Genomic DNA, 25,942 nt, shown 5'->3' on the forward strand with positions numbered 1-25,942 from the left:
TGGCAAAGCCCAAGCCGCAAAGTCGCACTCAGCCACGGGGCGATCGGAATCCTACAGGTCTGCGGACTCTTTCACCTTTCCGACAGCGACGCATCCATCTCCATGTGGCGGTCTGGCTGACAGCTTTCCACTTCGGGCACGCAGTAACGTCGATAGCTCCAACTCAAGGAGCTCCTCGGCATGAACGACAATTCGTTACTCAAGACTCTGATCAAAGAATACAGTCTCAACAACACGGTTGAGTCCCTAGCGCTGTTTAAAAAACTGGGGATCACCTCGGTATTTGATATCAGCGGATTGACCGAAGCCGACTTCAAGGATCGCGTAAGTAATGCGATCAAAAAACCCGACGATGCGCCAGAGGTTGCGCTAAAGGAGGATTTTTCCAAAGTCCGACTCGGGCAGCTCTACGACAATGCCAAATGCCTGGCCGCCCAGATCAGCCAACTCTATCGGGAGAAACAGAGTTCAGGCGGCACGATTCAGGATCATTGGCATCTCCATGGCATTCGGGGTTTGAAGGGACATGGCCCGACCTACACCAATCTGTTCAAAGAAAACTGGAATGACGCCTGCAAAGTCGATTCGATCTCCGCCATCGACTCACCAGTAGCCTACCTCAGAGCGTTGTACCGGTTTGCCCATCAATTGGAGTCCTCTATCTCCACTGACGTCGGGGACAAAGCCAGCCGGATCCTGTTGAAAGATCGCCGGCCAGACCTGGCAGTGCTGTCGATCGATCAGCAAAGTACCTTCACTGCTCAACCCATGCTCAAAATTGTCAATGACATCCTGGACACGAATATTCAGGAAGCGTTGAAAACCACCTCCGACAAACGCAAGACGACGTATGAGGTACTTGCTCAACATCGTTATCCCCTCACCCTTCCCTATGAGTTTTTCCATCACCAATGCATGTTGGGCCTGTCAGGGAAAAAGCCCGCGCTGGGGGAATTGAACTACCTCATCAGCAATGACCTTCCCATTACGGCAAGCGTGAACAGCCCGTATGGCAAGGTACTGGAATCCACCGCTGATGCAGCCCGACTCCTGATGTCCGGAATGGGTCCTAAACAGCAAGAGCTGCTGACAGAAGTGCCGCGGAACGAGGAACAGCCACATTTTCCGCCCGCGCAACATCAACAGGATAATGACTACTGGATAAACAACGTTGGCATTGCGTCATTCCTCGACCTGAAGGACGTGAACACGTTGCTGAAACGCACCGGACTGCACGCAGAACAGCTGGAGGCATTGATCGCTCAAGGGAAATACACACCCCGCCAATCATCACACTACCGGTTACCCAATCCTTTCACTACGCCCTTTGGAGCCCGCTATGTTAACGGCACCGCACCGAATGCCTCGATGAATTTGTCCCGGATCGGGAAAAATCAAAAGATCAACGAAGCAAACGAGTATCGAATCGATCGCCTGCATCGAATGATTCGTTTGCAACGCTGGCTCGGCATCCCCTTCGGCGCATTGGACACATTGATCTGCAGCATTTTTGAATCACAACACCCCCGTAATACTTCGATGCAACCCGACAGACACACCGTGCGATCCCTCGGGGTTTATCGCTATCTGAACCGTCTGTACTCGGTTACGGCTGAAGAGTTTGCAGCGCTGCTGCATCGGGTCTCACCCTCCGCCAACGGTAGCGACACTTCCCAGCTTGATCGGATCTTCAATCAGAGCCGGTTGTTCGAGAAACCGTTGCTGCTTGACGGTCGACAATTTCGGGCCGACCTGTCGGATCCTGAGTCGCACAGCGTACTTCAGCATTTGAGTGCAAACCTTGGCCTGCCTCAGACGGAAGACTCACTCCTGCTTGCCATCAACAACACGCAAAAATACCTAGGCTCACTGAAGTGTGACCTGCCGACCCTGTCTTCGATTTACCGACAGGCACGAATTGCCCGAATGTTCGACATTTCAATCACTGACACCATGACACTGGCCAATTGGCTTGGAGGAGAAAGCGTTCGTCGATGCCTGGTAAAAGGAAAAGATCTGGATACCAGCACCCTGCGCATCAAGGTCTCTCACGGTAAGCAGCACTGTGAACTGGTCGCCATAATCCAGTTACCGGAAGACGCCGATTCGTCAGCGTCTCTTCGACTTCTATCGGGATCAAGCCTGACTAACCATTCAACATGGTTTCCAGAGGGTAAGGCACCTTACGGACTCAAACTTGCCGCTAGCGGGGACAACGCCCATCTCTTTATCAGCGGGATCCCGACAATTGCCGAGAGACAAACACACTCTCTGGAGGGACTTGTCATTAATGTAACTGCCCCTTCTCTATACCGCCTGTTACACCGAAAGCAACTTGTTGCTGAAATCACTTCAACCAAATCGAACGGGCTCGACGATGACGACATTCAATTCAATGCAACGCTCACCCATGACGAGCCTTCCATCAACCTGATGGATGTGCTGATGCAGATGGACTGGATGACTCGCTGGCTCAATGAATCTGCCTTGGACATCCCCATGCTGCGCCGTTTCCTCGTACCCACGAACAGCGATGATCATTCGTATCAGGACTTGCTGCCGCATCTGGACAAGCTGCACGAGGATACAAAGCGATGCGCAGTCACTCCCCAGGAGCTGGCAAAGTTGTATCTGCCGGAAAACATTGACTGGCGCGCAAAGCTTTCCGAGACATTGCTTGATGACAAAGGCCTGGTAAAGGATTTCGCCCCGTCACCCGACGACGATATACCTGGCAAGTTCGACGCGGCGCTGGCCATCGTCGTAGATGCGCTGACTCTGGATACAAATCCCGACAAAGACCTGAAGCTCAAGGTGGACTGCAAAAAGAAACTCAAGGCGCTGCTGCTATCGGCCCATGACCGACAGCTGCACCTGATGGAAAAATTCCTGCAAGAAACGTCTTCACTGCCCATGAATCGTGGCAAAGGTGTCGTGATCTGGAGTGGATCGTCGGTTTACCGGATTCTGAGCGCGGCCATACAGGATCAATACTCCCTCTCTCTTCCCCAGGTTATGCATCCGATTCTGCGCCATGCCGAAGCAAGCGTTCAATTGCGCCTGAGTAACAAGACCCTGTGCTTGTTCCTGAAGCACCCCGAGTGGCTGAGAAAGACAACCTCGCCCTTGAGGATGACGATTGACAGCCTGTACTTTCTGGATCGTTTCAATCATTGCATCGACACAAATTACGTCTCTGAAGAAAGCGTACTGAGCTATCTGGAACTCGCCAACGACTCTGCTAGTGCAACGACACTCAACAGTCTTCTGGCCCGGCTGCTGAACTGGACAACGGCAGAAGTCACCGAGCTGAGTGCAAAGCTGGAATCCGGAAAGGCCCAAACGCTGCAAGCCATTGATTGGATCATGCGCTGCCAGAATACCTGTAAATCCACGGGACTCAGCGCTCAAGCCTTGCTCAAGGCTACGGCCTTGAGTAACGAAAGCCCGGAAAACGCCTGGAAAACTGTCGGAGAAGCCGTGATGGCTGCCAGTCTCTGATCCCACATGCTCAAGGAATGAACATGTCTACTGCGATTGAAAAACAACTTAACGAAAGCTTGCGTGACGCGCAGCTCGGGTTCTACCTGTCGGCAATTGCCCCGAAAGACAAAACACTGGTGCGCCTCGGTATCGACAAGAATATCCAGACTGCCAATGACCTTTATCACTACTGGCTGCTGGATGTGCTGGTCAGCCAGGATGTACCGACCACTCCGGTGGCCTGTGCCATTGCCAGCCTTCAGCAATACATCAGCAGTATCCTGGCCGACATGGAGCCCGGGTACCACACCGCGCATTTTCCGGCGGACCACATCGAAATCTGGCACACCGTGATGCATCACTATCCTGCCTGGGCAACGCATCAGCGTTTGCACTACTTCCCCGCACTCTATCTTGATCCGACACTGCGCAAGACCAGGACCGCAAACTTTGAGCAACTGGAAAACGACCTCAACCAGAACCAGCTCACGGCCGAGTCCGTTGATACGGCAGTGCTGGCCTACCTGAGCAGGCTTGAAGAGGTGGCCAACCTGCAAATGATCAACGGTTATATCGACGGAGTCGATTTAGCCCACAGTACCTATTACTTCATTGCCAGGTCCCGGACTGCCAACACGTGGTACTGGCGTTCTCTGGACATGAAATGCCGCCCCTCACTATCTGGCCCACTGGCACAAAAATACGATGCACCGGAGCCGCAAGCGTGGTCCGATTGGAAACGCGTCGACCTGCCGGTTTCCGAAAGCACTATCGAACGTACCATTCGCCCGGTTGTGTTCAACAATCGTTTGTTTGTGATCTGGGCTGAGTGCATCCAGCAAGACGAGGCGGCTAAAAAAGATCAATCGAAGAAAGCAGCCGCCAATCCCCTGTTCCGTTTAAACATGTGCCACAAAAAATACGACGGCAACTGGAGCACGCCACGTACCTGCCTGCAAAGCTACTTTCCCCACGACGTCACCTCGCTGAAAGACAGAACGCATACCGTTGCAATGGTTGATAAATCGGGGCCTACAGAACGACTGTTGATTGGCCTGTATGTTGAAAAGCCAACTGGCGAGCCAACATCGGTTATCACTTTCGTTTTCGGGATGTCGGTTCACATAGACAAGGACTCTGTAAGCAAGTCATCGATCCTACTCGAGGAACTTAAAGTCAGTGAAGATAGTTATACACATCTGCAGCAGCTGGATGTTCGATCGCAGCCTCTCAAACGAAAACTCCTGTTCCCTTTATTGGCGCCTCACGCCGCAGAAAGCAAGCAGACGCCACCCTGCCTTACCTCCCGTCAGGACACTGCACTGGGTACGATAGAACTCATCGACTTCTCAGGCTCATCAATCAAACAGAGCGACAGTTCACCAGAACAGCTTCGCAGCGACATCCGACTGAACATCACCTTCGCCAGACACCTGATCGAACGCGCAGAAAACGGTATGGACACACTGCTCGCCTGGAGCACCCAGTGTCTTGAAGAACCTGGCTTGAAGACCGGGGAGCAGGGGGAGAAGCTGGATTTCTATGGTGCCTACGGGCGCTACTTTGTCGAGCTGTTCCTGTACCTTCCCTGGCTGGTGGCCCACCGTTATAACCAAGAGGGTCAATACGGGAACGCCAAATCCTGGTTGCACTACCTGTTCAATCCCGGTCGGAAAAAGGTCGAAGGCGCCAACCCCGATTACTGGAACGCGGTGCCATTGATCACCGCCACCCCCACCCCGAGCCAGCCCAGCTTTGCCATTCAGAATCCACTGGATCCGCATCAGATTGCCATGAGCCATCCCGTGCACTTTCGCAAAGCCTTGTACATGCTCTATATCGATATTCTGTTCAACTGCGGCGACACGGCCTACCGCCAGTTAACGCCCGAGAGCCTGACGGATGCCAAGTTCTGGTACATACGCGCACTGGATTTACTGGGTCCACGGCTGGATATCAGGCAAACCGATTTGTGGGAGACGGTCTCATTGAAGGAGCTCAGTGAGAACAAGAATCAAGAGTTGCGTGATTTTGAGCAAAGTCTGATCGATGAAAGCAAACACATACCCAGTGACGCCAACCCCAGACAGCCCCCCCAAGTCTGCATACGCCCCTATGCTCCCCCACTCTCTGTACATACGATCGACACACCGCATTTGCGATTGCCCTTCAACCCCGTATTGATTTCACGGTGGGAGAAACTCGAAAGCCGTCTACACAACCTGAGACACAATCTCGATATCGTCGGCCGCCCGTTGAGGCTCCCGCTCTTTGCGCCCTCATCATTCTCTTCCGATATTCTTGCTTCCAGTTCCCCGCGTGCAGCGGAACCCGAAATGGCCCAATACCTGGGTTCAGAGATACCGCCTTACCGTTTCACTATCTGGCATGCCCATGCCATGGGCGCGGTAGACACGGTCATTCAACTCGGCAATTCCCTGATGTCGTTCATCGAACGCAGCGAGCAGTCCAGCTATCAGGAACTGCAACAGCACCACGTCTGGGATATTGCCAATATGGCAGTCGACCTTCAGACCCAGGCGCTGCAAGTCGACCAGAAAACCAGACAAGCGCTGCTCGCCAGTAAAGCCATTGTCGAGAACCGGCTGGACTACTACAGCCAACTGGTCCATGAAGTCGTCAATACTGACGAGGTGGCGGCCAGCGCGTCACACTTGAAGGGACGTATCGCTGAAAAAGTCGTCTATGCGGCACAGGCCGTTGGCGAGGGCCTGAAAGTCATGCCAAATATTTTTGGTCTGGCAGATGGCGGTTTTCGCCTTGAAGGCGTGCCCATGTCCATGGCAACGACCGCTCAAGGGGTGGCAGTCGCCGCCCATGGCATTGGCGACGCCCTCGATCGTGTCGCGCAGTATCGTCGCCGCCATCAGGACTGGAAGCTCGCCCGTGACCAGGCACGGCTCGAAATCGCGCAGATCGAGGCACAGCTGGAGCAGGAAACTGAAAAGGAAACCGCCTCGCGCCTGCTGTTGCAACAGACCCAGACCTCCCTGGCACATGCCCGTAGCTCCTACGAATTTCTCAGCAAACGCTTTACCAATTCGCAGCTTTACCAATGGTTCACCAATCAAATGGCCAGTTTCTACAGCCAGGTGTATGACTCGGCCCTTTCCATGTGCCGGCTCACCGAATTGAGCTGGCGCTACGAAACGATGGTCGACAACTCCACGCAGCCGTTCTTCCAGCATCAGACCTGGAACAGCACCTATCAGGGACTGGGCCCTGGCGAGCGAATGAAGATGAGTTTGCTGAAGATGAAAAACGCCTACCTGCTGGGCAACGAGCGCGAGCTGGAAATCAGTAAAACCGTGTCGTTGCGTCAGCTCAAGGCGAAAGACAACAACAAGAACGACAATAAGATATCGATCAATAAGAACTGGGAGGACTCGCCGCTCCAGGCAGGCGGCACGGAGAAGGTTGACGGGATCAAGTCCGACCTTGTGAAAACCGGCTCGTGCGCGTTCGAACTGACCCAGTCCCTTTTTGAAAATGACTACCCGGGGCACTGTCTGCGCCGAATCAAAAGCATCAGTATCTCTCTGCCCGCCATCCTCGGCCCATACGAAGACATCCGCGCCACGCTGACCCAGACCGACAGCGAAGTCGTCATGCCCGGTGATGGCAAGAGCGTCATGAAAAGTCTGCGCAGCAATCAGCAAATAGCCCTCTCCACCGGCGTCAACGATCACGGTCTGTTCACGCTGAACTTCCAGGACGAGCGCTACCTGCCGTTTGAATACACCGGCGCAGTATCAAAGTGGATACTGTCGTTTCCCAATCATGACGCGCAGAAGGCAATGCTCGAATCGCTCACCGATATCATCGTTCATGTACGGTACACCGCCAGGGTAAATGGAGGTGTGCAATGAGTGAACAATCCCTGGCGACCTACCTTCCAGCTCTGCCCAAGGGCGGTGGTGCGATCAAAAGTATCGGAAACGCAATAGGCTCTGTCGGAGTCACCGGTTCGGCCTCCTGCGAAATTCCACTCCCCGTGTCACCCGGGCGCGGGTATGCCCCGCCCCTTGCACTGCAATACAGCAGTGATCAAGGCAACGGGATTTTCGGTCTCGGCTGGAGGTTGTCCCTGCCCGCCGTTGCAAGACGAACCAGACTTGGTGTCCCAAAGTACGCCGACGATGATTTGTACATTGGCCCCGATGGAGAGGTCTGGATGCCTGAGCGCAATAGAACGACGGGGACCATCCAATCCAGCCAAAAGATGTGCAGCGACGGTAAACAGCAACTGAAGCATACTGTCGTGCGTTACCGACCTCGGGTCGAAACCCGCTTCGATCTGCTCGAACACTGGTCCAGCACAACGGACAAAGCCGGCTTCTGGCTGATGCATAGCGCCGATGGCAGCAAGCATCTTTTCGGAAAAACCCTCTCGGCACGTCGCGCAGACCCCGACACGCCGTTACGCGTCGGAGAGTGGTTGCTCGAAGAAAGCATGAACGCTCACGGGGAACATATTCTCTACGAGTACAAATCCGACACGTCCCCACCCGCGAGGGCTTCTGCCGACTATCGTGCCCAGCGCTACCTGAGCCACGTGCGCTATGGCAACTTCAACGCCGATTCACAGTTGTACCACTGCAGGACTGATGGACTCACGGCTGTGAAATGGCATTTCGAAATGGTCTTCGACTACGGCGAACGAGAGGTATCGCTCAGGGTTCAACCAGCCTATCGGGCGGAGCACCCGTGGCCGATACGCAGCGATCCATTCTCCGACTTCGCCTACGGCTTTGAATTGGGCACTCAGCATTTGTGCCGACAGGTTCTGATGTTTCATTACTTCCCCGAAGAACCATCGATGGGGAGTAAACAGGTACTGGTTCAGCGTCTCTTGCTCCAGTATCAGACCACCTCTTTGACCTACAACCTGCTGACCGCAGCATTGACCCAGGGCTTCGGCGAAAGTACCAGCCAATACCATCCACCCATTGAACTCACCTATACCGACTTTACCCTGGAGCCCGACCCTCGGCGTTACAAACCGTTCGAGGCCCTTTCCCGGCTCAACCACCAACAGCAATTTCAGTTTGTCGATCTGTTCGGAGAGGGACTGCCAGGCATCCTGAACCGAACAGACAAGAACTGGCGCTATAGCCAGCCCCTGCGGGATGAAAAGGGAGGGGACAGGGTCACGTACTCGCAATGGCGCGAGCTTCCACTTATTCCTTTGGCGGACAGCCGCGCACCCACTCGCCAGTTTCTCCACGGTATCGACGACAGCGGGCTCCCCGCCTGGCTGGTCGCGCAAGCTGGACTGAACGGTTTTTTCACCCTGGACCCAAAAGGCGAATGGTCGAATTTCACCCCTCTTGGCGCGGTGCCGACAGAGTTCTTTCACCCTCAAGGGCGACTGGCCAACCTGGCGGGCTCCGGGCTTCCAGACCTGGCCATGATTGGACCGCGCAGTGTGCGCCTCTATGCCAGACAACCTAACGGAGACTTCGCCCCCGCAACCGAGGTACCTCGGCCGATCGATGAAGACGATTTCCCTAAGCCTGGAAACTCGCCCGGCGAATTGGTGGCTTTCAGTGATGTACTGGGAAGTGGTCAACAACACTTGATCCGTATCCGCCACAATGAAGTGAAGTGCTGGCCCAACCTCGGCCATGGACACTTCGGCAAAGGCCGGGTGATCGCAACGCTGGATTTCTCCCATGAGACATTCGATGCCTCAAACATCTTGCTGGCCGATCTGGACGGATCGGGGGCTGTCGATCTTGTTTATCTGCAATCCACCTGCGCGCGTATTTTCATGAACCGGTGCGGGAATGGACTGAGTGATGCAATCGATTTGCCATGGCCCGACGGCCTGCACTATGACCGTTTCTGCCAGGTCAGTGCTTCGGATCTGCAAGGGACCGGCTGCTCCAGCCTGGTTTTCTGCCAGCCCGGTGAATTACGTCGCTATTGGCGCTACGACTTCGTTGACATCAAGCCGTACCTGCTCACGGCGACCAACAACAATATGGGAGCGAGCGGCAGTATCCACTACCGTAGTTCTGCGCAAGAGTGGCTGGACGAAAAGAGACAGTTGCTCAAAAACCAAAAAGACCCTGTTTCACGTTTGCCATTTCCAGTGTTTCTGGTCAAGAAACAGGTCCAGTGCGATGAAATCACCGGCAACAAGCTGACTCAGAGTTTCAAGTATCGACGCGGTTTCTACGATAGCGCCGAACGAAAGTTCCGTGGGTTCGGCCTTTTACTGACAACCGATAGCCCCAGCAACCGGAACAGCATCCGAACGGGTCCCGAAAGCTCTCCAACGTTGACCAAAAGCTGGTTCCATACCGGAAATACGATAGACCCGGTCAACGTCGATTACGACCGCAGCGATACGGCAGCCATCGCCCTCGGAACGACAATTCAGAACTACGGTGAGAGCTGGAGCCCACGCACACCCATCCATGCCCCGCACAGGACTTTTGTCGAAGCTCGCCGGCGCGAGCTTGCTCGGGCACTCAGTGGTCACATCTTGCGGGTGGAAACATTTGGCCTGGACAACGACACGAAAGCAAAACTTCCGTACTCGGTACTACAACATCGATACCTGGTACGTGAACTCAAAGGGATGGGTGAAAACAGCCCTTACTCGATCATGCAGCCCTTGCTCGTGGAGTCCATTCACTATCATTACGAGCGCACTCACGATGACCCTCGCTGCGACCACACAGTCAATCTGCAATGGGACCCATACGGTTATCTCACCCATAGCCTGAAGATCAGTTATGCACGCCGCAAAACAGCCACTGATAAGCCTCCGTTCACGGACACCTGGCAAGCCAAGTGGTGGAAAGATGCCCATGATGAGGATCAGCAGTATTACTACGTGAACGAAACACGATCTGAATTCATCCATGTACGCACGCAACAAGCCAGACACCTGGGCCTGCGTTACCTGCAACGCAGCAATGCTCTGAAGTTGCCGAAAGCTCCGTTGGACGCCGGCCTGGAGCTGCGCTCCATCAGCTATGAAAATCTGCTCAAACTTTGCGATTCAGCAGCCTGGAAGGCCAGGCGGGCCATGACAGGCCTGTCTTTACAGCGTTACCGCAAACCGGATGCAAGTGGCACCTTTAAAGATGGCCAGGCCAGCAACGAAGCCCTGGCTGATCATCTGGAAACTGCCGAACTCAATGATCTGGCACTCAGTGCCTACAACAAACTCAACCATCAGCCGGGCAATACGCCCATTGAAATGACAACGAAGCTGCAGAACGGCGGTTACCGGAAAATGCCCCTCGCATTACCCCCCGACAGCGAGGGGGACAAGCAAGGCAGACTTTGGTCGGTCAGGCGCAACTTCACCACTTACGCAAAACCGGATGGCTTTTTCAGGATTCAGAGTTTCCGTGAAAGCCAGCAGCACGATCCGACCACAATCACCCACGACTCTTATTGCTGCCTGATCAGCGCCGTCAAGCTGCCGGACAACTGCACCACCACGGTCTCTGGTATTGACTACCGGACACTCCAGCCCAAACAGATCACCGACCCCAACGGCAATGTCCAGGAAGCACTGTACGATGCCTTCGGACAAGTGCAGGCCACCACTTATCATAAAAGCAATGCTGACGGGGTAACCGGCTTCAAACCGATTGCCAGCTATATCCGGCGTTACGATGGTCGACCCGACATTGCCATCGAGCAACCGGCAAGAGGAATACAGGATGTCGCCAGCGCCTGCTTCTACGATACGCTCAGCTGGATGGGTCGTATTGCAGCCACGACCCCGGCCGAAATGGAATGGCGCAACCAGGCCGTCGAGCTTGGCGATCTGTTGCCTGGCGGCCATGTCCGCGCCAGTGCCCGGATTCGTCTGAGCAGCCTCGGTACCAAGACATCCTACGAGCAAGAACTCCAGAAGCGGATTGAAAACACTCAACGCGAGCCGGTTCACTGCGCGACGATCCAAGCGGACCGGTATTCCACCGACGTCGATAGTCAGTTCCGAATCACGATCGCTTGCTGGGACGGTTTCGGTCGACCATTGCAACGAAAACAGAAGGTCGACCCGGGGACAGCGTGGGTCGTCGACACGGATGGCGCGTTAAGGCAAGTCGGGAACAAACCGCAATCGCACGAAACCAGCCATCGCTGGCGCGTCAGCGAAAGGACTGAATACGACAGCAAAGGCTTGGTGATTCGCGCCTACCGCCCCTACTTCAGTGATCGTCATCGGTACATCAACGATGAGTCCCTGCGTCAATCAGGACTGTGCGATCAGCATTTCCACGACCCGCTGGGCCGCTCTGTCCGCGTCATCAATGCCAAAGGTGACGAGCGTCGGTACACCTATCACCCCTGGTACTCCATCACAGAAGACGAAAATGACACCCAGCCTGAGCAAGCCTCTCAGACAGGAGTCAAGCAATGAGCGCGAACACTCACCGCAACACTCCGACCCTGAGCGTCATCGACGGCCGTGGCCTGCAGGTCCGTGAGGTCACGTACCTGCTCAATGACTCCCTCAAAGAACCACAACCCCGTATCACTCGCTCCCGACATGACATCCAGGGTCAGGACATTGCGCACTATTCGCACCAGATGGAAACAGCTGACCTGCGGCAAGTCTGCAGCCTGTCGGGTGTGGCGTTACTGACCGAAAGCAATGATGCCGGCTGGCGCCTGGAATTCTTCGCCGGGGCGGGAAAAGCACTGGAGAAATGGGACTCTCGCGGTACTCACTGGCAGACCCGTTATGACAGTCAGTTACGCCCAGTGGCGGTTTACGAAAAGCCCAAGAATGAACCGCGCAGGGCAATCGAGCGTTTTACTTATGCAGACAGCTCGGACGGCTACGCCAACACGAATCGGTGCGGTCAATTGATTCGCCATGACGATCCAGCGGGAAAACGCCTTTTTTCCGGGTACGACCTGAAGGGAAAGTTGCTCAGCGAAACCCGACATTTGTTGAAAAACCAACAAACGCCTGACTGGCCGGAGGATCTCGACGAGCGCGACAAACAACTCGAAACAGGTGCCGGCTACACCACCACCTGGTGGTACGCGCCAACCGGAGAAACCCTCAGACAGAAAGATGCCAGAGGGAATACGCAACACTTCTGGTTCGATGTAGCCGGGCAGCTCAAGAAAGTTGCTTTGCAGCTCCATGGCAGAACCGAACAGCGGCTGATTCTCGACCGGACCCGATACAACGCTCAGGGTCAGATCGAGTCGCAGGTCCTGGGTGAAAAGATCAACCACACTGCCGAATACGCCTCTGAAAACGGGCGAATGAAAAAAATGAAAATTTCGCTCACAGACGGAGGTGTACTTCAGGAAATGCATTATGCCTATGACGCCGTCGGCAACGTCTTGAACGTCGAGGACCATTCAAAGCCTGTGCAGCACAACAACAATCAACAGATCAGACCGATCAATACCTATGTCTACGACAGCCTTTATCAGTTGGTTCAGGCTTCTGGTCGTGAGGAACAGGGATCCTGCATTCAAAGATCGCTGCCAGAGTGGTCCTCGCGCTCCGGTGATAGGAGCAGGTTGCTCAACTTCGTTCAGAAATATACCTATGATGCACGCGGAAATCTGATTCGATTGCAACACCAACGGGAGGGAAACAACTACACCCGTGAAATGCGCACCGCCCTTGCAAGCAATCGCGCGCTGGCCTGGAAGACCGGCGATCCCTCACCCGACTTTGCAGAGGGTTTCGACGCCAACGGCAATCTGCAGTTGCTGCAAGCCGGGATTCCCCTGGAGTGGGATGCACGTAACCAGCTACAACGCGTGACTCTGGTCGAACGCGCACAGCAAGAGGGGGATACGGAAAGTTACGTCTACGATGGCAATGGTCAACGTATACGCAAGCAACGCGCCACCCAGTCTCGTGCACTCACCCACATCGACGCCGTCATCTATCTACCAGGCCTGGAAATCCGTGAGAAAAACGGTAAACGACTGGACGTCATCACCGTGCAGGCAGGAGGTTGCAACGTGCGTTGCCTGCACTGGCGCGATGAAACCACGCCCGCAAAGATCACGAATGACGCCTTGCGCTACACCTTCAATGATCACCTGGGCGCCAACACGATCGAATTGAACGCTGAGGGGAATCTGCTCAGCGAAGAAGGCTATTACCCCTTTGGTGGCACAGCGTGGAGAGCGGCCCCTAACCACGTGGAAGCAAATTACAGAACCATCCGCTACTCGGGCAAAGAGTGCGATGCCAGTGGGCTGTACTATTACGGATCGAGGTATTACGCGCCCTGGCTGCAACGCTGGATCAGTGCGGATCCGGCGGGATTTGTCGACGGGTTGAATCTGTACCGCTTCGTTTCCAACAACCCTCAAAGATACAAGGATCATGCGGGACTCACAAAGTATGAGATCGGCGCCTACAGCTCCCATCCCGGCGTCCCGGCCCCGGCGTCGACTCGTGCGGCCGTACAGCATGACTCTTCCAGCGCTTTTCTGGACGCAAACGATCTGGAGCACTACAGGCTGGCTTATGACACGATCTGGACCACTCGCTCACTGCTTCACACAGGCGCCGGCAACCAGATCGGCAGCATTGTAAACAGCACTGGCTGGGCACCGGCACTTGTCGGTCGTCTTCGCTTCAATATCGGATCGCCCGCAACCACACCATCCCGGGCACAACACGCTGTTGCTGCAGGCACTGGCTACTGCGACGAATACGCGGCCGTCAGTTCAAGCCTGCTTTCATCGTCCGCCCGCAATTCTGCAATACACCCTGTAAACATCGCCGTGATCCCCGGTCATACATTCACGGTGCTGGGCGATCCGAATCAGGATCCACTGGTCATAGATCCATGGGTGACTTATCCATTGCCACATCTGCTCTCGGAAAGCCGATACCCCGCAACGCCCTTCTACTACAACGTAACCCCGCGCATGCCTCAGGATCCCACTTATGAAATCCGCACAGCCGATGTCAATGCGCTTTTACCTGTGTATATGCAAACGGTACTACCGAATACACCATTGATTATCGACATGCTGAATGATGCCCTTACGACTGGCGCCCCAAGCACGTGGGTGTGGAGTCAAATGACGTCCAGCCAACAGTCTGCCGATGTCAACTTCGTGGAAAATGGGCAGTTCTTCAACTTCGCCCATGTCCCACAAGGTCACTATCTTCAGATTGCCAATGAAACCCAATTTACCGAGGATTTCAGAAATCTGTTCCCGACTGGCTATTTCAGGCGGTTCTGAAAGAAGGGCAGCTTTTTGGCTGCCCTTCTTTTTGGCTGGGTGTCCCGTCCTGAATAAGGTTTACACCTATTTCAGGACTAGACAGACTTAAGGCTTGTCTCGCTCAAATTCTCCAAGGGCTGATCACCTCACCCCCCAACGTCGCGCAAGCGTCAGCCATTTACTTTATTCGCGGATTCAAATTACCTTTCAGAGCGCTCATCCGCCCACGGCGGCCTCGATCAAGAGGATTCGGTCATGCAATCGCTCGGCTTCACCTCCGTCCCACCACTGCTCAAGTACCTGCGCCATGCCGAACATCTGGGCATGGCCATCGAGCCTGCATTGGCGGCGGCGGGGTTGCAGGCGCAGCAGTTGAGCGACAACAGCCTGCGCCTGCCGGGTGAAACCCATGAGCGGTTGCTCGATTACTTTTGCGAACACTCGGGCGATCCGCTGTTCGGCCTCAACGCGGCGAATTTCGTCCTGCCCAACTCGTGGAGCGTGCTGGGTTACATCACCATGAATTGCGCGACATTGGGCGATGCCATGAGCCGCATCATGCCGTTCGAAAAACTGGTGGGCGACATGGGTGTCAGCCGCGCCGAGGTACACGACAGCCACGTACACCTGATCTGGAGCTGTCGCTTTGAGCGCCCGCGGATTCGCCGGCATCTGGTGGAAAACGTGCTTGGCTCCTGGCTGCAATACGCACGCTGGATCGCCGATACCCGACTGTCGCCCGCCGCAGTGTGGCTGGAACACTCACTCCCGGCGGGCACGACGCTGGCGCAGTACGAACAGTTTTTTGAATGCCCGGTACTGTTCGATCAGGCGTATTCAGCGCTGATCGTGCCGTTGCCGTATTTGCAGTTGCCGTTGCGCCAGGCCGATGCACATTTGCTGCGCACCCTGGAAGAGCACGCGCAGAGTTTGATGGCGACCCTGGAGGATGCGTCGCTGGAGCAGCGGGTCAAAAGCATCCTGCGCCAGTTGCTCAAGGAAGGCCTGCCGCGCAAGGAACAAGTGGCCGAACATCTCACCGTGTCGGTACGCACGCTGCAACGTCAGTTGCATCAGGCCGGCACCTCGTATCAGCAGATTCTCGATGAACTGCGCCAGGAACTGGCCGAGCATTACCTGCTCAACAGCACCCTGCCGATTCAGGACATCGCCCAGTATCTGGGCTTCAGCGAATCACGCTCCTTTCACCGCGCCTTCAAGAGCCGACGCGGGATGCCGCCCGGTGAGTTTCGGCAGATTCACCGGGTGTCGAACGACGGCTAGATGCTGATCGCGTTGGTGAACACCAGACGATTGCCGAACGGATCGGCGATGGTCATGTCCTGGCTGCCCCAGGGCATGGCCTGAATCTGTGGATGCGAAAACTTGTATTCCTTGGCCAGCAACTGCTGCTGAAACGCCTCCAGCTCATCGGTCTCGATCCGCAGGGCCGAACCCGGTGTTGCATCGCCGTGGTGTTCGGACAAATGCAGCACGCACTCGCCGCGCGAGACTTGCAGGTACAACGGGAAACCGGGTTCGAAACGGTGCTGCCAGTCGATCTTGAAGCCGAGGAAGTCGACGTAGAACTCCACGGCTTTGGCTTCATCGAAAATCCGCAGGATCGGGGTGGTTTTGCCGAAGCTCATGGGTTGCTCCCTGACTGATTGGCCCCAGAGTGTAGCCGGGGTGGATGTCAGCAATTCGGCTTGGTGATGGCTTTCTTTAATTGCAATGTGCCATCACCGTGACGCAGTCAGCAAAATTCAACGAAAGCCGTCGCGCAGATCGCCCTGGCGCGCCAGGAACCGCCCTGCTGTTTGCCCGTTGGCCCGGCCGTCGCGATAACTCAACACACCATTGATCCACACCCCGTCGATGCCTTGCGCGGCACGTTGCGGGTCGTTGAAGTCCGCCACGTCACGCACGGTCGCCGGGTCGAACAACACCAGATCTGCCCAGTGTCCTTCACGAATCTCGCCCCTTTCCTTCAGGCCGAATCGCGCGGCCGACAGACCGGTCATCTTGTGCACGGCGGTGTGCAGCGGAAACAGGCCGACATCACGACTGAAATGTCCGAGCACCCTTGGGAAAGCACCCCACAAACGCGGGTGCGGGAACGGGTCTTCCGGCAGACCATCGGAGCCGACCATCGACAGCGGATGAGCGAGGATCCGGCGCACGTCGTTCTCGTCCATGCCGTAATACACCGCGCCCGCCGGTTGCAGGCGTTTGGCGGCGTCGAGCAACGACAGGTTCCATTCGGCAGCGATGTCCATCAGGTCGCGACCGCCCATTTCCGGATGCGGCGTCGACCAGGTGATGGTGATGCGGTGGGCGTCGGTGACCTGCTTCAGATCCAGGGTCGAAGAACTCGCCGCATACGGGTAGCAATCGCAGCCGACCGGGTGAGTTTTCGCCGCGGCTTCCAGCGAGGCGAGCAACTGCGGACTGCGGCCCCAGTTACCGGCGCCGGCACATTTGAGGTGGGAAATGATCACCGGCGATCGGGCGTGGCGGCCGATGCGGAAGGCCTCGTCCATCGCCTCCAGCACCGGTTCGAATTCACTGCGCAGGTGGGTGGTGTACACCGCGCCGAACGCATTCAATTCTTCGGTCAATTGCATGACTTCATCGGTGGATGCCGAGAACGCACTCGCATACGCCAGCCCTGTGGATAACCCAAGGGCGCCCGCCTCCAGACTTTCACGCAACTGCTCGCGCATGGCGCTGATTTCATCGTCGGTCGCGGTGCGAAACAGATCATCCAGATGATTGCTGCGCAGCGCCGTATGCCCGACCAGCGCCGCCACGTTCAACGTGGGATTGGCCGCTTCCACCGCTGCGCGGTAGTCGCTGAAACGTGGATAGACGAACGCTGCCGCCGAGCCGAGCAGGTTCATCGGATCCGGCGGATCGCCGCGCAAGCTGACCGGCGCCGCACTGATCCCGCAGTTGCCGACAATCACCGTGGTCACACCCTGGCTGAGCTTGGGCAACATCTGCGGCTGACGGATCACCACGGTATCGTCGTGGGTGTGCACGTCGATGAAACCCGGCGCCAGCACACGGCCAGCGGCGTCGATTTCATCGGTGGCGTTGGCGTCGCGCAAGTCGCCAATGCGCGCGATGCGGCCATCGAGGATCGCCACGTCGGCGGCGTAACCGGGGCTGTTGCTGCCGTCGATGACCAGGGCGTTGCGAATCAGGGTGTCGTACAGCATGTCAGTCTCCCAGCGGCAGGTGATCATCGCCGCCACGGTATTCGTCGAGGGCGAGTTTGATCCGCCGCAGACGTTCTTGATTGTCTTCAGGATTGGCCAGCGCAAGCTCGGTGGCCAGCACGTCGATGGCGAGCAGCATGCCGTAGCGTGCCGCCGTCGGTTTGTAGATGAACGAGGTCTCGGCGCCTTGCAGCGGCAGGACGATGTCGGCCAGTTCCGCCAGCGGCGAGTCGGCGCGGGTGATGGCGAGAATCCGTGCGCCGTAGTTGCGCGCCAGCGCCACGGTCTCCAGCAATTCCGGGGTGATGCCGGTCAGCGAACAGACGATCACCACCTGCTCGGCGCTGAGGCTGGCGGCGGTGACGCGCATCATCACCGCGTCGTGGCACACCGCAATCGGGTAGCCGAGGCGCACCAGTCGCACTTGCAACTCATCGCTGCACAGGGTCGAGCAACCGCCGATGCCGAAGGCGTGGATCATCCGCGCCTGGCCCAGCAGTTTCACCGCATCGGCGAAGCGCGATTCATCGAACGCCGCCAGATGCTGACGCAGGGTGGTTTCGATATCGCCGACGATCTGCCCGTAAAACGCCGACTGCTCGGGCGTGCCCGCCGGGTCGAGGAAACGGCTGCCGACGCCGCTGGCCTGGGCCAGTTGCAGGCGCAGATCGCGCAGGTCGCGGCAACCGACGGTGCGGGCGAAGCGCGACAGCGTGGCGGTGCTGACTTCGGCCCGCTGCGCCAGGTCTTCGAGGCTGGCGGAGGCGGCAAATCCTACGTCGTCGAGCATCAGACGGGCGATGCGTCCTTCACCGGCGCTGAAGGAATCCTGACGGGCGCGGATCTGATAAAGGATGTCCATGGCGGATAACTCCGACTACAGCAGGTAAGAAAGACCGACGGTCAGGGCGAAAGCGACAATCGAGATCAGGGTTTCCAGCACCGTCCAGGTCTTGAACGTCTGGGCCACGGTCATGTTGAAGTATTCCTTGATCAACCAGAAGCCGCCGTCGTTGACGTGGGAAAAGATAACCGAGCCCGCGCCGGTCGCCAGCACCAGCAGTTCCGGGTGGGGATAACCCAGACCGATGGCCACTGGCGCCACCACACCGGACGCCGTGGTCATGGCGACGGTGGCCGAACCGGTGGCGATGCGCATCAACGCGGCGAACAGCCAGCCCATGATCAGCGGCGACAGGTGAAATTCGTGAGCGAGGCCGACGATCTGATCGGTGACGCCGGCGTCCACCAGAATCCGGTTCAGACCGCCACCAGCGCCCACCAGCAAGGTGATGCTGGCGGTCGGTGCCAGGCATTCGTTGGTGAATTTGAGGATTGATTCGCGGTTGAAACCCTGGGCAATGCCGAGCGTCCAGAAGCTCAACAGCGTCGCCAGCAACAGCGCGATCACCGAGTTGCCGATGAACAACAGGAATTGATTGAAGCCGCTGCCGGGCGTGGAAATCAGGTTGGCCCAGCCGCCGATCAGCATCAGTACCACCGGCAGCAGAATGGTCGCCATGGTGATGCCGAAACCCGGCAGGCTGTCGCGGGGTTCGCGTTCGAGAAATTGTTTTTCCAGCGGGTTATCCGCCGGCAACTGAATGCGCGGCACGATGAATCTGGCGTACAGGGGGCCGGCAATGATCGCCGTCGGAATGCCGATGGCAATCGCGTACAGCAAGGTCTGCCCGACCGACGCCTGATACGCCTGCACCGCAAGCATCGCCGCCGGGTGCGGCGGCACCAGCGCATGCACCACCGACAGCCCGGCGACCATCGGCAAACCGACCATCAGAATCGACACGCCAACCCGCCGCGCCACCGTAAATGCAATCGGCACCAGCAACACGAAACCGACTTCGAAAAACAGCGGCAGCCCCACCAGAAACGCAATGCACACCATCGCCCAGTGAGCGTTCTTCTCGCCAAAGCGCTCGATCAACGTGCGCGCCATCTGCTCGGCCCCGCCGGACTCGGCCATCATCTTGCCGAGCATCGTCCCCAGCGCCACCACCAGCGCAATGTGCCCCAGCGTCTTGCCCACCCCGGCCTCATACGCCCCCACCACCCCGGACGGCGGCATCCCCGCCACCAACGCCAGGCCGATGGAAATCAGGGTGATGACAATGAACGGATTGAGCCGGTAACGGGCGATCAGAACGATCAGGGCGATGATGGCAACGGCGGCGTACACCAGCAGCCAATAGCCGAAGGACGGTGTCATGCGGTACTCCTCGAAAGGGTCACGTTCGAATGGGTTGTGAAACTCATAAATCATTTCGAGATCGAGTTTTCAAACCAAGTGAAAGTAATTTTCGTGGAGGGATAAGGGTTGTCGTTTTTGGATATGTCTTGTCGCGAATAATGAAAATCGCGGGGTGGGATTTTCATAATCCTCGGGCACAAAAAAACCGGTGAAAACAAGCAAGCTTGCTTCCACCGGTCTCGGGAACGTCACCTTTTCAGCGTGGACTCACACCATTTCGTTACGAATCCATTCAACCACCGACGTGCGCTTCGGCGTCCAGCCGAGCAGTTCGCGGGCGTGTTTGCCGCGTACGCGGCTGTTGGAGCCGAGGCCGTAGTTGGCCATTTCGTAGCCCCACTCGGCTTCGGCATCTTTCAGTGGCCAGTCTTGTGGCTGGCCGAGGTTCAGGGCCTGGGCCATGGCGGTGGTCATGTCGATGAACGACGCTTCGCCGCTTTCGACGAAGTAGAAGGTGCCCGGGACGTTTTTGGTCAGGGCCAGCAGGTACAGCGCCACCACGTCTTCGATGTGCACGTTGGACCAGATGTTCTGGCCGGTGCCGACGTGACGCACCACGCCGCTTTTGCGCGCCTGTTTCAGCAGGCGCGGCAGTTGCACGCTGTCGCGATTGACGCCCAGGCTGTGGCCGTAAATCAGGGTATTGCAGATGACGGCCGAGTTCACGCCGTCCTGCGCTGCGGCGAGGATCAGGTTGTCGATGGCCACCCGTGCGGCCTTGTCGACGGTCGGCTCCGGCAGGTTGTCTTCGAAGTAGATGACGTCGCTGGATTTGCCGCCGGACGCATCGCCGACGATGCTCGAACCGCTGGTGTGCAGGAATACTTTGTTCGAGCCGCGCAGGGCATCGAGCAAGGCTTCGACCGCGCCGCGATGGTCGCTGCTGGCGGCGTTGATCACGGCATCGGCGGCGCGGGCTTGTTCGGCCAGTAGCGCGTTGTCGTCGAGGGTGCCGATCACCGGGGTGATGCCCAGTGCTTTCAGCTCATTGGCCTGTTCGGCGCTGCGCACCAGACCGGTGACGGTGTGGCCGGCCTGGATCAGACCGGTGGCGATGGAACCGCCGATAAAACCGGCAGCGCCGGTGACGAATACGTTCATGGAGAAACTCCCTGCGTGAGTAAGTGATGGAGCGAGTATCGACCGGCGAGTCCTGTGGAAAAACCCGCCCAAAACCAAATCACTGTTGCGCAGGGATCACGAATCAGCCCTTGAAATCAGCGCTGGCGTAAGCCGCCAGTTTGCTCTGGATGAAGTCCAGGAAGCACTGGATGCGCAGCGCCAACTGCGAGTTACGGTAGTACACCGCGTTGATCGGCTGGCGATAACCGCTGTTGAATTCCGCCAGCAACACCTTGAGGCGCCCGGCACGAATGTCGTCGATGGTCATGAAATGCGAGAGGCAGGCAATGCCCTGCCCCTCCAGCGCCAGATGGCGAACCGTCTCGCCGCTGGAGGCGCTGATCGCCGGAGTGATCGGCCAGCGGTCGCCGTGCACGTAACGCAGCGGCCACTGGTTGAGGCCTTCGTTTTGGGTGAAGCCAAGCAAGGTGTGCTCGCTCAGATCGGCCACTTCCAGCGGCGCACCGTGTTTTTCCACATACGCTGGACTGGCGACGATCAGCAGCGGACTGCAACCCAGCGAACGAGCATGCAACGTCGAATCGGCGAGGGTGCCGATGCGGATGGCAACGTCGGTGCTTTGTTCCAGCAGGTCAATGATCAGGTCATTGCTGTTGAGTTCGAGCTGGATGTCCGGGTACAGCCGGCGGAATTCGTCGATGTACGGCACGACGGCGTGGAGCATGAACGGCGACGCGGCGTTGATCCGCAGTCGTCCTGATGGCGTCTGCTGGCGCGAAGACAGGCGCTCTTCGAGCTGGTCCATCTGGTCGAGGATCAGCTTGGCCTGTTCGAAGAAGTACTTGCCCTCCTCGGTCAGGTCCATGCGCCGTGTGGTGCGGTTGATCAGCGTGGTATCGAGCTTGGCTTCCAGCCGCGACAGCGTGCGGCTGACGGCCGACGGCGTCTGTCCGACCTGCTCGGCGGCGGCGGAGATCGAACCGCATTCGATCACGCAGACGAAAATCTGCAACTCATCGGATCTGGCTTTCACGGGTGTCCTCGAATCGAAAGGCCTGCTGCGCAAGCTCAGGCCTTCGATAGTAGCCGAGCGTCAGGCCTTGAGGCCAAACACCTCGCTCAGATGCTGCTCGTAACGCGCCACATCCGCTTCGATGTTCGGGCGTTTCATCACGTCCACGCAGAGGAAGGTCGGCAGGCCGGTCATGCCGAGGAACTGGTTGGCTTTGTGGAACGGGAAGTACACCGCGTCCACGCCTTTGGCTTCGAAGAAGTCGGTCGGGTCATCGAACGCCTGCTGCGGTGCGTTCCAGGTCAGCGACAGCATGTATTGCTTGCCGTGGATCAGACCGCCGCTGCCGTACTTCTGCGAAGAATCCGAACGGGTGCGACCGTCGCTGGCGTAGAGGCTGCCGTGGCCTTCGGTGAAGACTTCGTCGATGTACTTTTTCACGGTCCACGGTGCGCCCATCCACCAACCCGGCATCTGATAAATGATCACGTCGGCCCAGAGGAATTTGGCCACTTCTTCGGCGACGTCGTAACCCTCGTCGATGAAGGTGGTCTTGACGTCGAGACCGCCGCGATCCAGCACGCTCAACGCCGCTTCGTGCAGGGTGGTGTTGTAGCGACCGTCGGAGTGGGCGAATTTTTTACCGCCATTGAGCAACAGCACTTTTTTCATGGGAGAGCCTCGATCGGATTCCGATGCGCAGCGCAGAGCGCTGGATGGAGAAGTGGAAAAATGGAATGGCGGGCAGATTAGCGATCCGCCTCGCGCGGAATAAGCACCGATGGCGCAAAAATCATTTGAGTAAAACGCACGAATCGATTGCCGATTGTTGCCGTAGGATTGGCCGCCATCTGAATCTGAATGGAGTTTTTTGCGATGTGCGAACGCCAGGGTTTCATCCTGCACGCCAAGACCCGCCCGGAAAAAGCCGAAGCCTTCGAAGCGTTTTTCCGCGCCTACGTCGAACCGAGCCGCGCCGAACCCGGCTGCATCGAGTACCACATGCTGCGCGACAAGGAAGACCCGAGCCTGTTCATCTTCTACGAGATCTGGGAAAGCCAGGCGCATCTGGACGTGCACTCGAACCTGCCGCACATGCAGCAGTTCCTGGCCCAGCGCATGGAATACCTGGAGCGGGATTTCGATATCCGCCCGATTGAAATGCTCAGCGATTCGTCCGCTAACCGCTGAGCAGCAGATGGGCGCCGAGCGCGCCCAGACCGATAAAAAACACCCGTCTGAACAGCACGGCACTGATGCGCTGGCGCAGCCATTGGCCGAGCCACATGCCGAGGACAGCGGGGATCAGGGCCAGCAGCGAAGCACTCAGTTCCGCGCCGCCGAGCGACCCGCGCCAAAGCAATCCGCCGGCCAATGCCAGGGTCGATACGGTGAAGGACAGGCCCAGCGCCTGGACCAGTTCATCGCGGCTCAAGCCAAGGGCCTGCATGTACGGGACGGCGGGAATCACGAACACCCCCGTCGCCGAAGTGATGACGCCGGTGATCACGCCACACAGCGGGCCGAGCCATGGTTCATGGCGGCGACTGACACTCAGCGTCGGCAGGAACAATCCGCTCAACGCATAGAGCAGCAGCGCCGCGCCGAGCCCGCGCACCACCCAATGCCCGCCGGCCATGCCGATCCACAAGGTGCCTACGGCCGTACCGAGGAAGATCGCCAGCAGCATCGGCCACAAGCGTTTCACCAGCCCCTGCAAATGTCCGCCGAACGCCAGTTGCCAGACGTTGGTGAGGGTTGCCGGAATGATCAGCAACGCCGCAGCCTGCGACGGTGCCATAGCCAGACCGAGCAGCCCCATGGCGACGGTAGGCAGGCCAAGACCGATCACGCCCTTGATCATGCCGGCGACGACGAAAGTCGCGATCACCAGCAACGACACGGCCAGACCGAGGTTTTGATAGAAATCGGCGAGTGCGTTCATGGCCATACTTTGCGCCTGCGCGAGTGAACTGAAAATCTGTCATACACTGAGGCTGCCTCTCGCTCTGCCTGAGGCTAGTAGATTTTTTGCGGCCACTGGCCTCTTCGTCGGGACTGACACCACTGATATTGAGGCTGCCCCATGCACTTCGACCTCACCGACCTGCGCCTTTTCCTGCACATTCTCGACAGCGGCAACATCACCGCCGGCGCCGCGCGCAGTCATCTGTCGCTGGCGGCGGCCAGTGCGCGGATCCGGGCGATGGAAGCTTCGCTGGGCACCGAGTTCCTTGAGCGCGGGCGCCGTGGGGTCACGCCGACGCCGGCCGGCAAGGCCCTGTCGCAACATGCGCGGGTGATGCTGCAACAGGCCGAACGTCTGCAACAGGATCTGGCCGAGTACGCGCGCGGCGTCAAAGGTCAGGTGCGCCTGCTGTGTAACACCACGGCGCTCAGTGAATACCTGCCGGAGGTGCTGGCGGATTTTCTGCGGGAGCATCCCAACCTCGACATCGATCTGCAGGAACTGCCCAGCGCCCGCATCACCCATGCCTTGCGTCAGGGCGCGGCGGATCTGGGCATTGTGTCCGACGCGATCGACACCACCGACTTGCAGACCCGCGCCTTTCGCGATGATCCGCTGGTGCTGATTCTGCCTTTGGAACATCCACTGTCTGACGCAACTGAAGTCAGTTTCAGCGACGCTCTGCGCCATGACTTTGTCGGGCTGCAGGCCGACAGCGCTTTGGCGATTTACCTGGAAGAGCAGGCGCTGCACAGCGGCTCGTGGATGCAGATCCGCATCCGTGCCGATGGCTTTGACGGGGTAATGCGCATGGTGGCCCGAGGTGCCGGCCTGGGCATCGTGCCGCTGGCGGCGGTTCAGCGCGCCGCGCCGCAAGCCTTCAAGACCCTGCCGATGAATGAAGGCTGGGCCAGGCGCAAACTGTTGCTGTGTGCCCGCGACATCGCCGCGTTGCCGCCCTATGCCACAGCCTTGTTGCAAGCCTTGGCACTCCCGTAAACATGTTTTTTTTTCGGCAAATTAAGCACAAGGAATAGCTTGCAAGGTACGTATACATACGTACTATATCGCCAGAGCGAACGTGTTGCCCGATACCCGTTTTCGCACAACGACAACGGACAAGGAAGAACGGATCGGCTCCATTAAACCTACATGGAATGAGGTGACGCGATGGTTGATTCAACGGAGTTTCGTAATGCAATGGCGATGCTGGGGAGTGCCGTCACCATCGTCACGACCGATGGCCCTGCGGGGCGTTTCGGCTTTACCGCCTCGGCGGTGTGCAGCGTGACGGATTCACCGCCGACGCTGCTGGTGTGCGTCAATCGCTCGTCGTCCAATCACGAGCATTTCAAGACCAATGGCGTGCTGTGCGTGAACGTGCTGACTGGCGACCACCAGTCGACCTCCGGCGCATTCGCCAATCGGCAGTTGAGCATGCAGGAGCGTTTTTCCAGCGTGAACTGCCAGACCCTCAAGACCGGTTCGCCGGTGATCGAGGAGGCGCTGGTCAGCCTCGATTGCCGGGTCAGCAAAGTCGACGAGGTCGGCACTCACAGCATCTTCTACTGTGAAATTCTCGAGCTGCAGCAACACAGCGAGGCCACGGAAGGCCTGGTCTATTTCAACCGCAGTTACTACCGTCTGAACGACGAACTGCGCCTGGCACCCGAGCAGTGATCCAG

16 protein-coding genes are annotated in these 25,942 nt (G+C 57.6%); 8 read left to right on the forward strand and 8 right to left on the reverse strand.

Annotation, left to right across the window (positions count from 1 at the left end):
• The first annotated feature begins 180 nt into the window (after positions 1-180).
• The 5 genes from CAF80_RS05375 to CAF80_RS05395 all read left to right on the forward strand — a co-directional run bounded on the left by CAF80_RS05375 (position 181) and on the right by CAF80_RS05395 (position 15,984).
• Positions 181-3,501: a Tc toxin subunit A gene (locus CAF80_RS05375; protein WP_085666939.1), complete on the forward strand. Its 3,321-nt coding sequence runs from the start codon at positions 181-183 to the stop codon at positions 3,499-3,501.
• Between the two features lie 23 nt (positions 3,502-3,524).
• On the forward strand, positions 3,525-7,373 hold the full coding sequence (locus CAF80_RS05380) for a neuraminidase-like domain-containing protein (protein WP_085666940.1): 3,849 nt from the start codon (positions 3,525-3,527) through the stop codon (positions 7,371-7,373).
• The gene (locus CAF80_RS05385) at positions 7,370-11,899 is read left to right on the forward strand and encodes a SpvB/TcaC N-terminal domain-containing protein (RefSeq protein WP_074691970.1); all 4,530 of its coding nucleotides are present in this window, start codon (positions 7,370-7,372) and stop codon (positions 11,897-11,899) included. The genes CAF80_RS05380 and CAF80_RS05385 overlap by 4 nt, the downstream gene beginning before the upstream one ends.
• On the forward strand, positions 11,896-14,718 hold the full coding sequence (locus CAF80_RS05390; protein ID WP_074691972.1) for an RHS repeat domain-containing protein: 2,823 nt from the start codon (positions 11,896-11,898) through the stop codon (positions 14,716-14,718). The genes CAF80_RS05385 and CAF80_RS05390 overlap by 4 nt, the downstream gene beginning before the upstream one ends.
• Positions 14,719-14,955: 237 nt before the next feature.
• A complete protein-coding gene (locus tag CAF80_RS05395; protein WP_074691975.1) occupies positions 14,956-15,984 on the forward strand; it encodes an AraC family transcriptional regulator in 1,029 nt (342 codons plus the stop codon).
• On the opposite strand, the gene CAF80_RS05400 is transcribed toward CAF80_RS05395, so the two are convergent.
• The 7 genes from CAF80_RS05400 to CAF80_RS05430 all read right to left on the reverse strand — a co-directional run bounded on the left by CAF80_RS05400 (position 15,981) and on the right by CAF80_RS05430 (position 22,960).
• Positions 15,981-16,349, reverse strand: coding sequence for a glyoxalase superfamily protein (locus CAF80_RS05400; protein WP_039769049.1), 369 nt, complete (start codon positions 16,347-16,349; stop codon positions 15,981-15,983). The genes CAF80_RS05395 and CAF80_RS05400 overlap by 4 nt on opposite strands.
• Before the next feature lie 117 nt (positions 16,350-16,466).
• Entirely contained in the window at positions 16,467-17,924 is a 1,458-nt protein-coding gene (locus tag CAF80_RS05405; RefSeq protein ID WP_074691978.1) for an amidohydrolase family protein, read from the reverse strand.
• 1 nt (position 17,925) lies between these two features.
• Positions 17,926-18,786 carry a MurR/RpiR family transcriptional regulator gene (locus tag CAF80_RS05410; RefSeq protein WP_039769047.1) on the reverse strand — a complete coding sequence of 287 codons (861 nt, stop codon included), beginning with the start codon at positions 18,784-18,786 and terminating at the stop codon, positions 17,926-17,928.
• Between the two features lie 15 nt (positions 18,787-18,801).
• Positions 18,802-20,151: a GntP family permease gene (locus CAF80_RS05415; RefSeq protein ID WP_064384140.1), complete on the reverse strand. Its 1,350-nt coding sequence runs from the start codon at positions 20,149-20,151 to the stop codon at positions 18,802-18,804.
• A gap of 249 nt (positions 20,152-20,400) precedes the next feature.
• A complete protein-coding gene (locus CAF80_RS05420; RefSeq protein ID WP_074691981.1) occupies positions 20,401-21,294 on the reverse strand; it encodes an NAD-dependent epimerase/dehydratase family protein in 894 nt (297 codons plus the stop codon).
• A 103-nt stretch (positions 21,295-21,397) separates the two neighbouring features.
• Positions 21,398-22,309 (reverse strand): LysR family transcriptional regulator, encoded by a 912-nt coding sequence (locus CAF80_RS05425; RefSeq protein WP_074691984.1) that lies wholly within the window; start codon positions 22,307-22,309, stop codon positions 21,398-21,400.
• Positions 22,310-22,369: 60 nt separating this feature from the next.
• Complete coding sequence (locus CAF80_RS05430) at positions 22,370-22,960, reverse strand: NAD(P)H-dependent oxidoreductase (RefSeq protein WP_039772912.1); 591 nt, start codon at positions 22,958-22,960, stop codon at positions 22,370-22,372.
• 204 nt (positions 22,961-23,164) lie between these two features.
• Between CAF80_RS05430 and CAF80_RS05435 the strand changes: the two genes are divergently transcribed.
• Positions 23,165-23,479, forward strand: a complete 315-nt coding sequence (locus tag CAF80_RS05435) for a putative quinol monooxygenase (RefSeq protein WP_085666941.1) — start codon at positions 23,165-23,167, stop codon at positions 23,477-23,479.
• Here CAF80_RS05435 and CAF80_RS05440 read toward each other — a convergent pair.
• Positions 23,469-24,233 carry a sulfite exporter TauE/SafE family protein gene (locus CAF80_RS05440; protein ID WP_085666966.1) on the reverse strand — a complete coding sequence of 255 codons (765 nt, stop codon included), beginning with the start codon at positions 24,231-24,233 and terminating at the stop codon, positions 23,469-23,471. The genes CAF80_RS05435 and CAF80_RS05440 overlap by 11 nt on opposite strands.
• A gap of 141 nt (positions 24,234-24,374) precedes the next feature.
• Here CAF80_RS05440 and CAF80_RS05445 point away from each other — a divergent pair, with 141 nt between their 5' ends.
• Together CAF80_RS05445 and CAF80_RS05450 are read left to right on the forward strand one after the other, a co-directional pair.
• Entirely contained in the window at positions 24,375-25,256 is an 882-nt protein-coding gene (locus CAF80_RS05445) for a LysR family transcriptional regulator (protein ID WP_085666942.1), read from the forward strand.
• Between the two features lie 171 nt (positions 25,257-25,427).
• A complete protein-coding gene (locus CAF80_RS05450; protein WP_007953834.1) occupies positions 25,428-25,937 on the forward strand; it encodes a flavin reductase in 510 nt (169 codons plus the stop codon).
• Positions 25,938-25,942 lie beyond the last annotated feature (5 nt).

This window comes from Pseudomonas sp. B34(2017), from assembly GCF_002112915.1.
GTDB lineage: Bacteria > Pseudomonadota > Gammaproteobacteria > Pseudomonadales > Pseudomonadaceae > Aquipseudomonas > Aquipseudomonas pharyngis.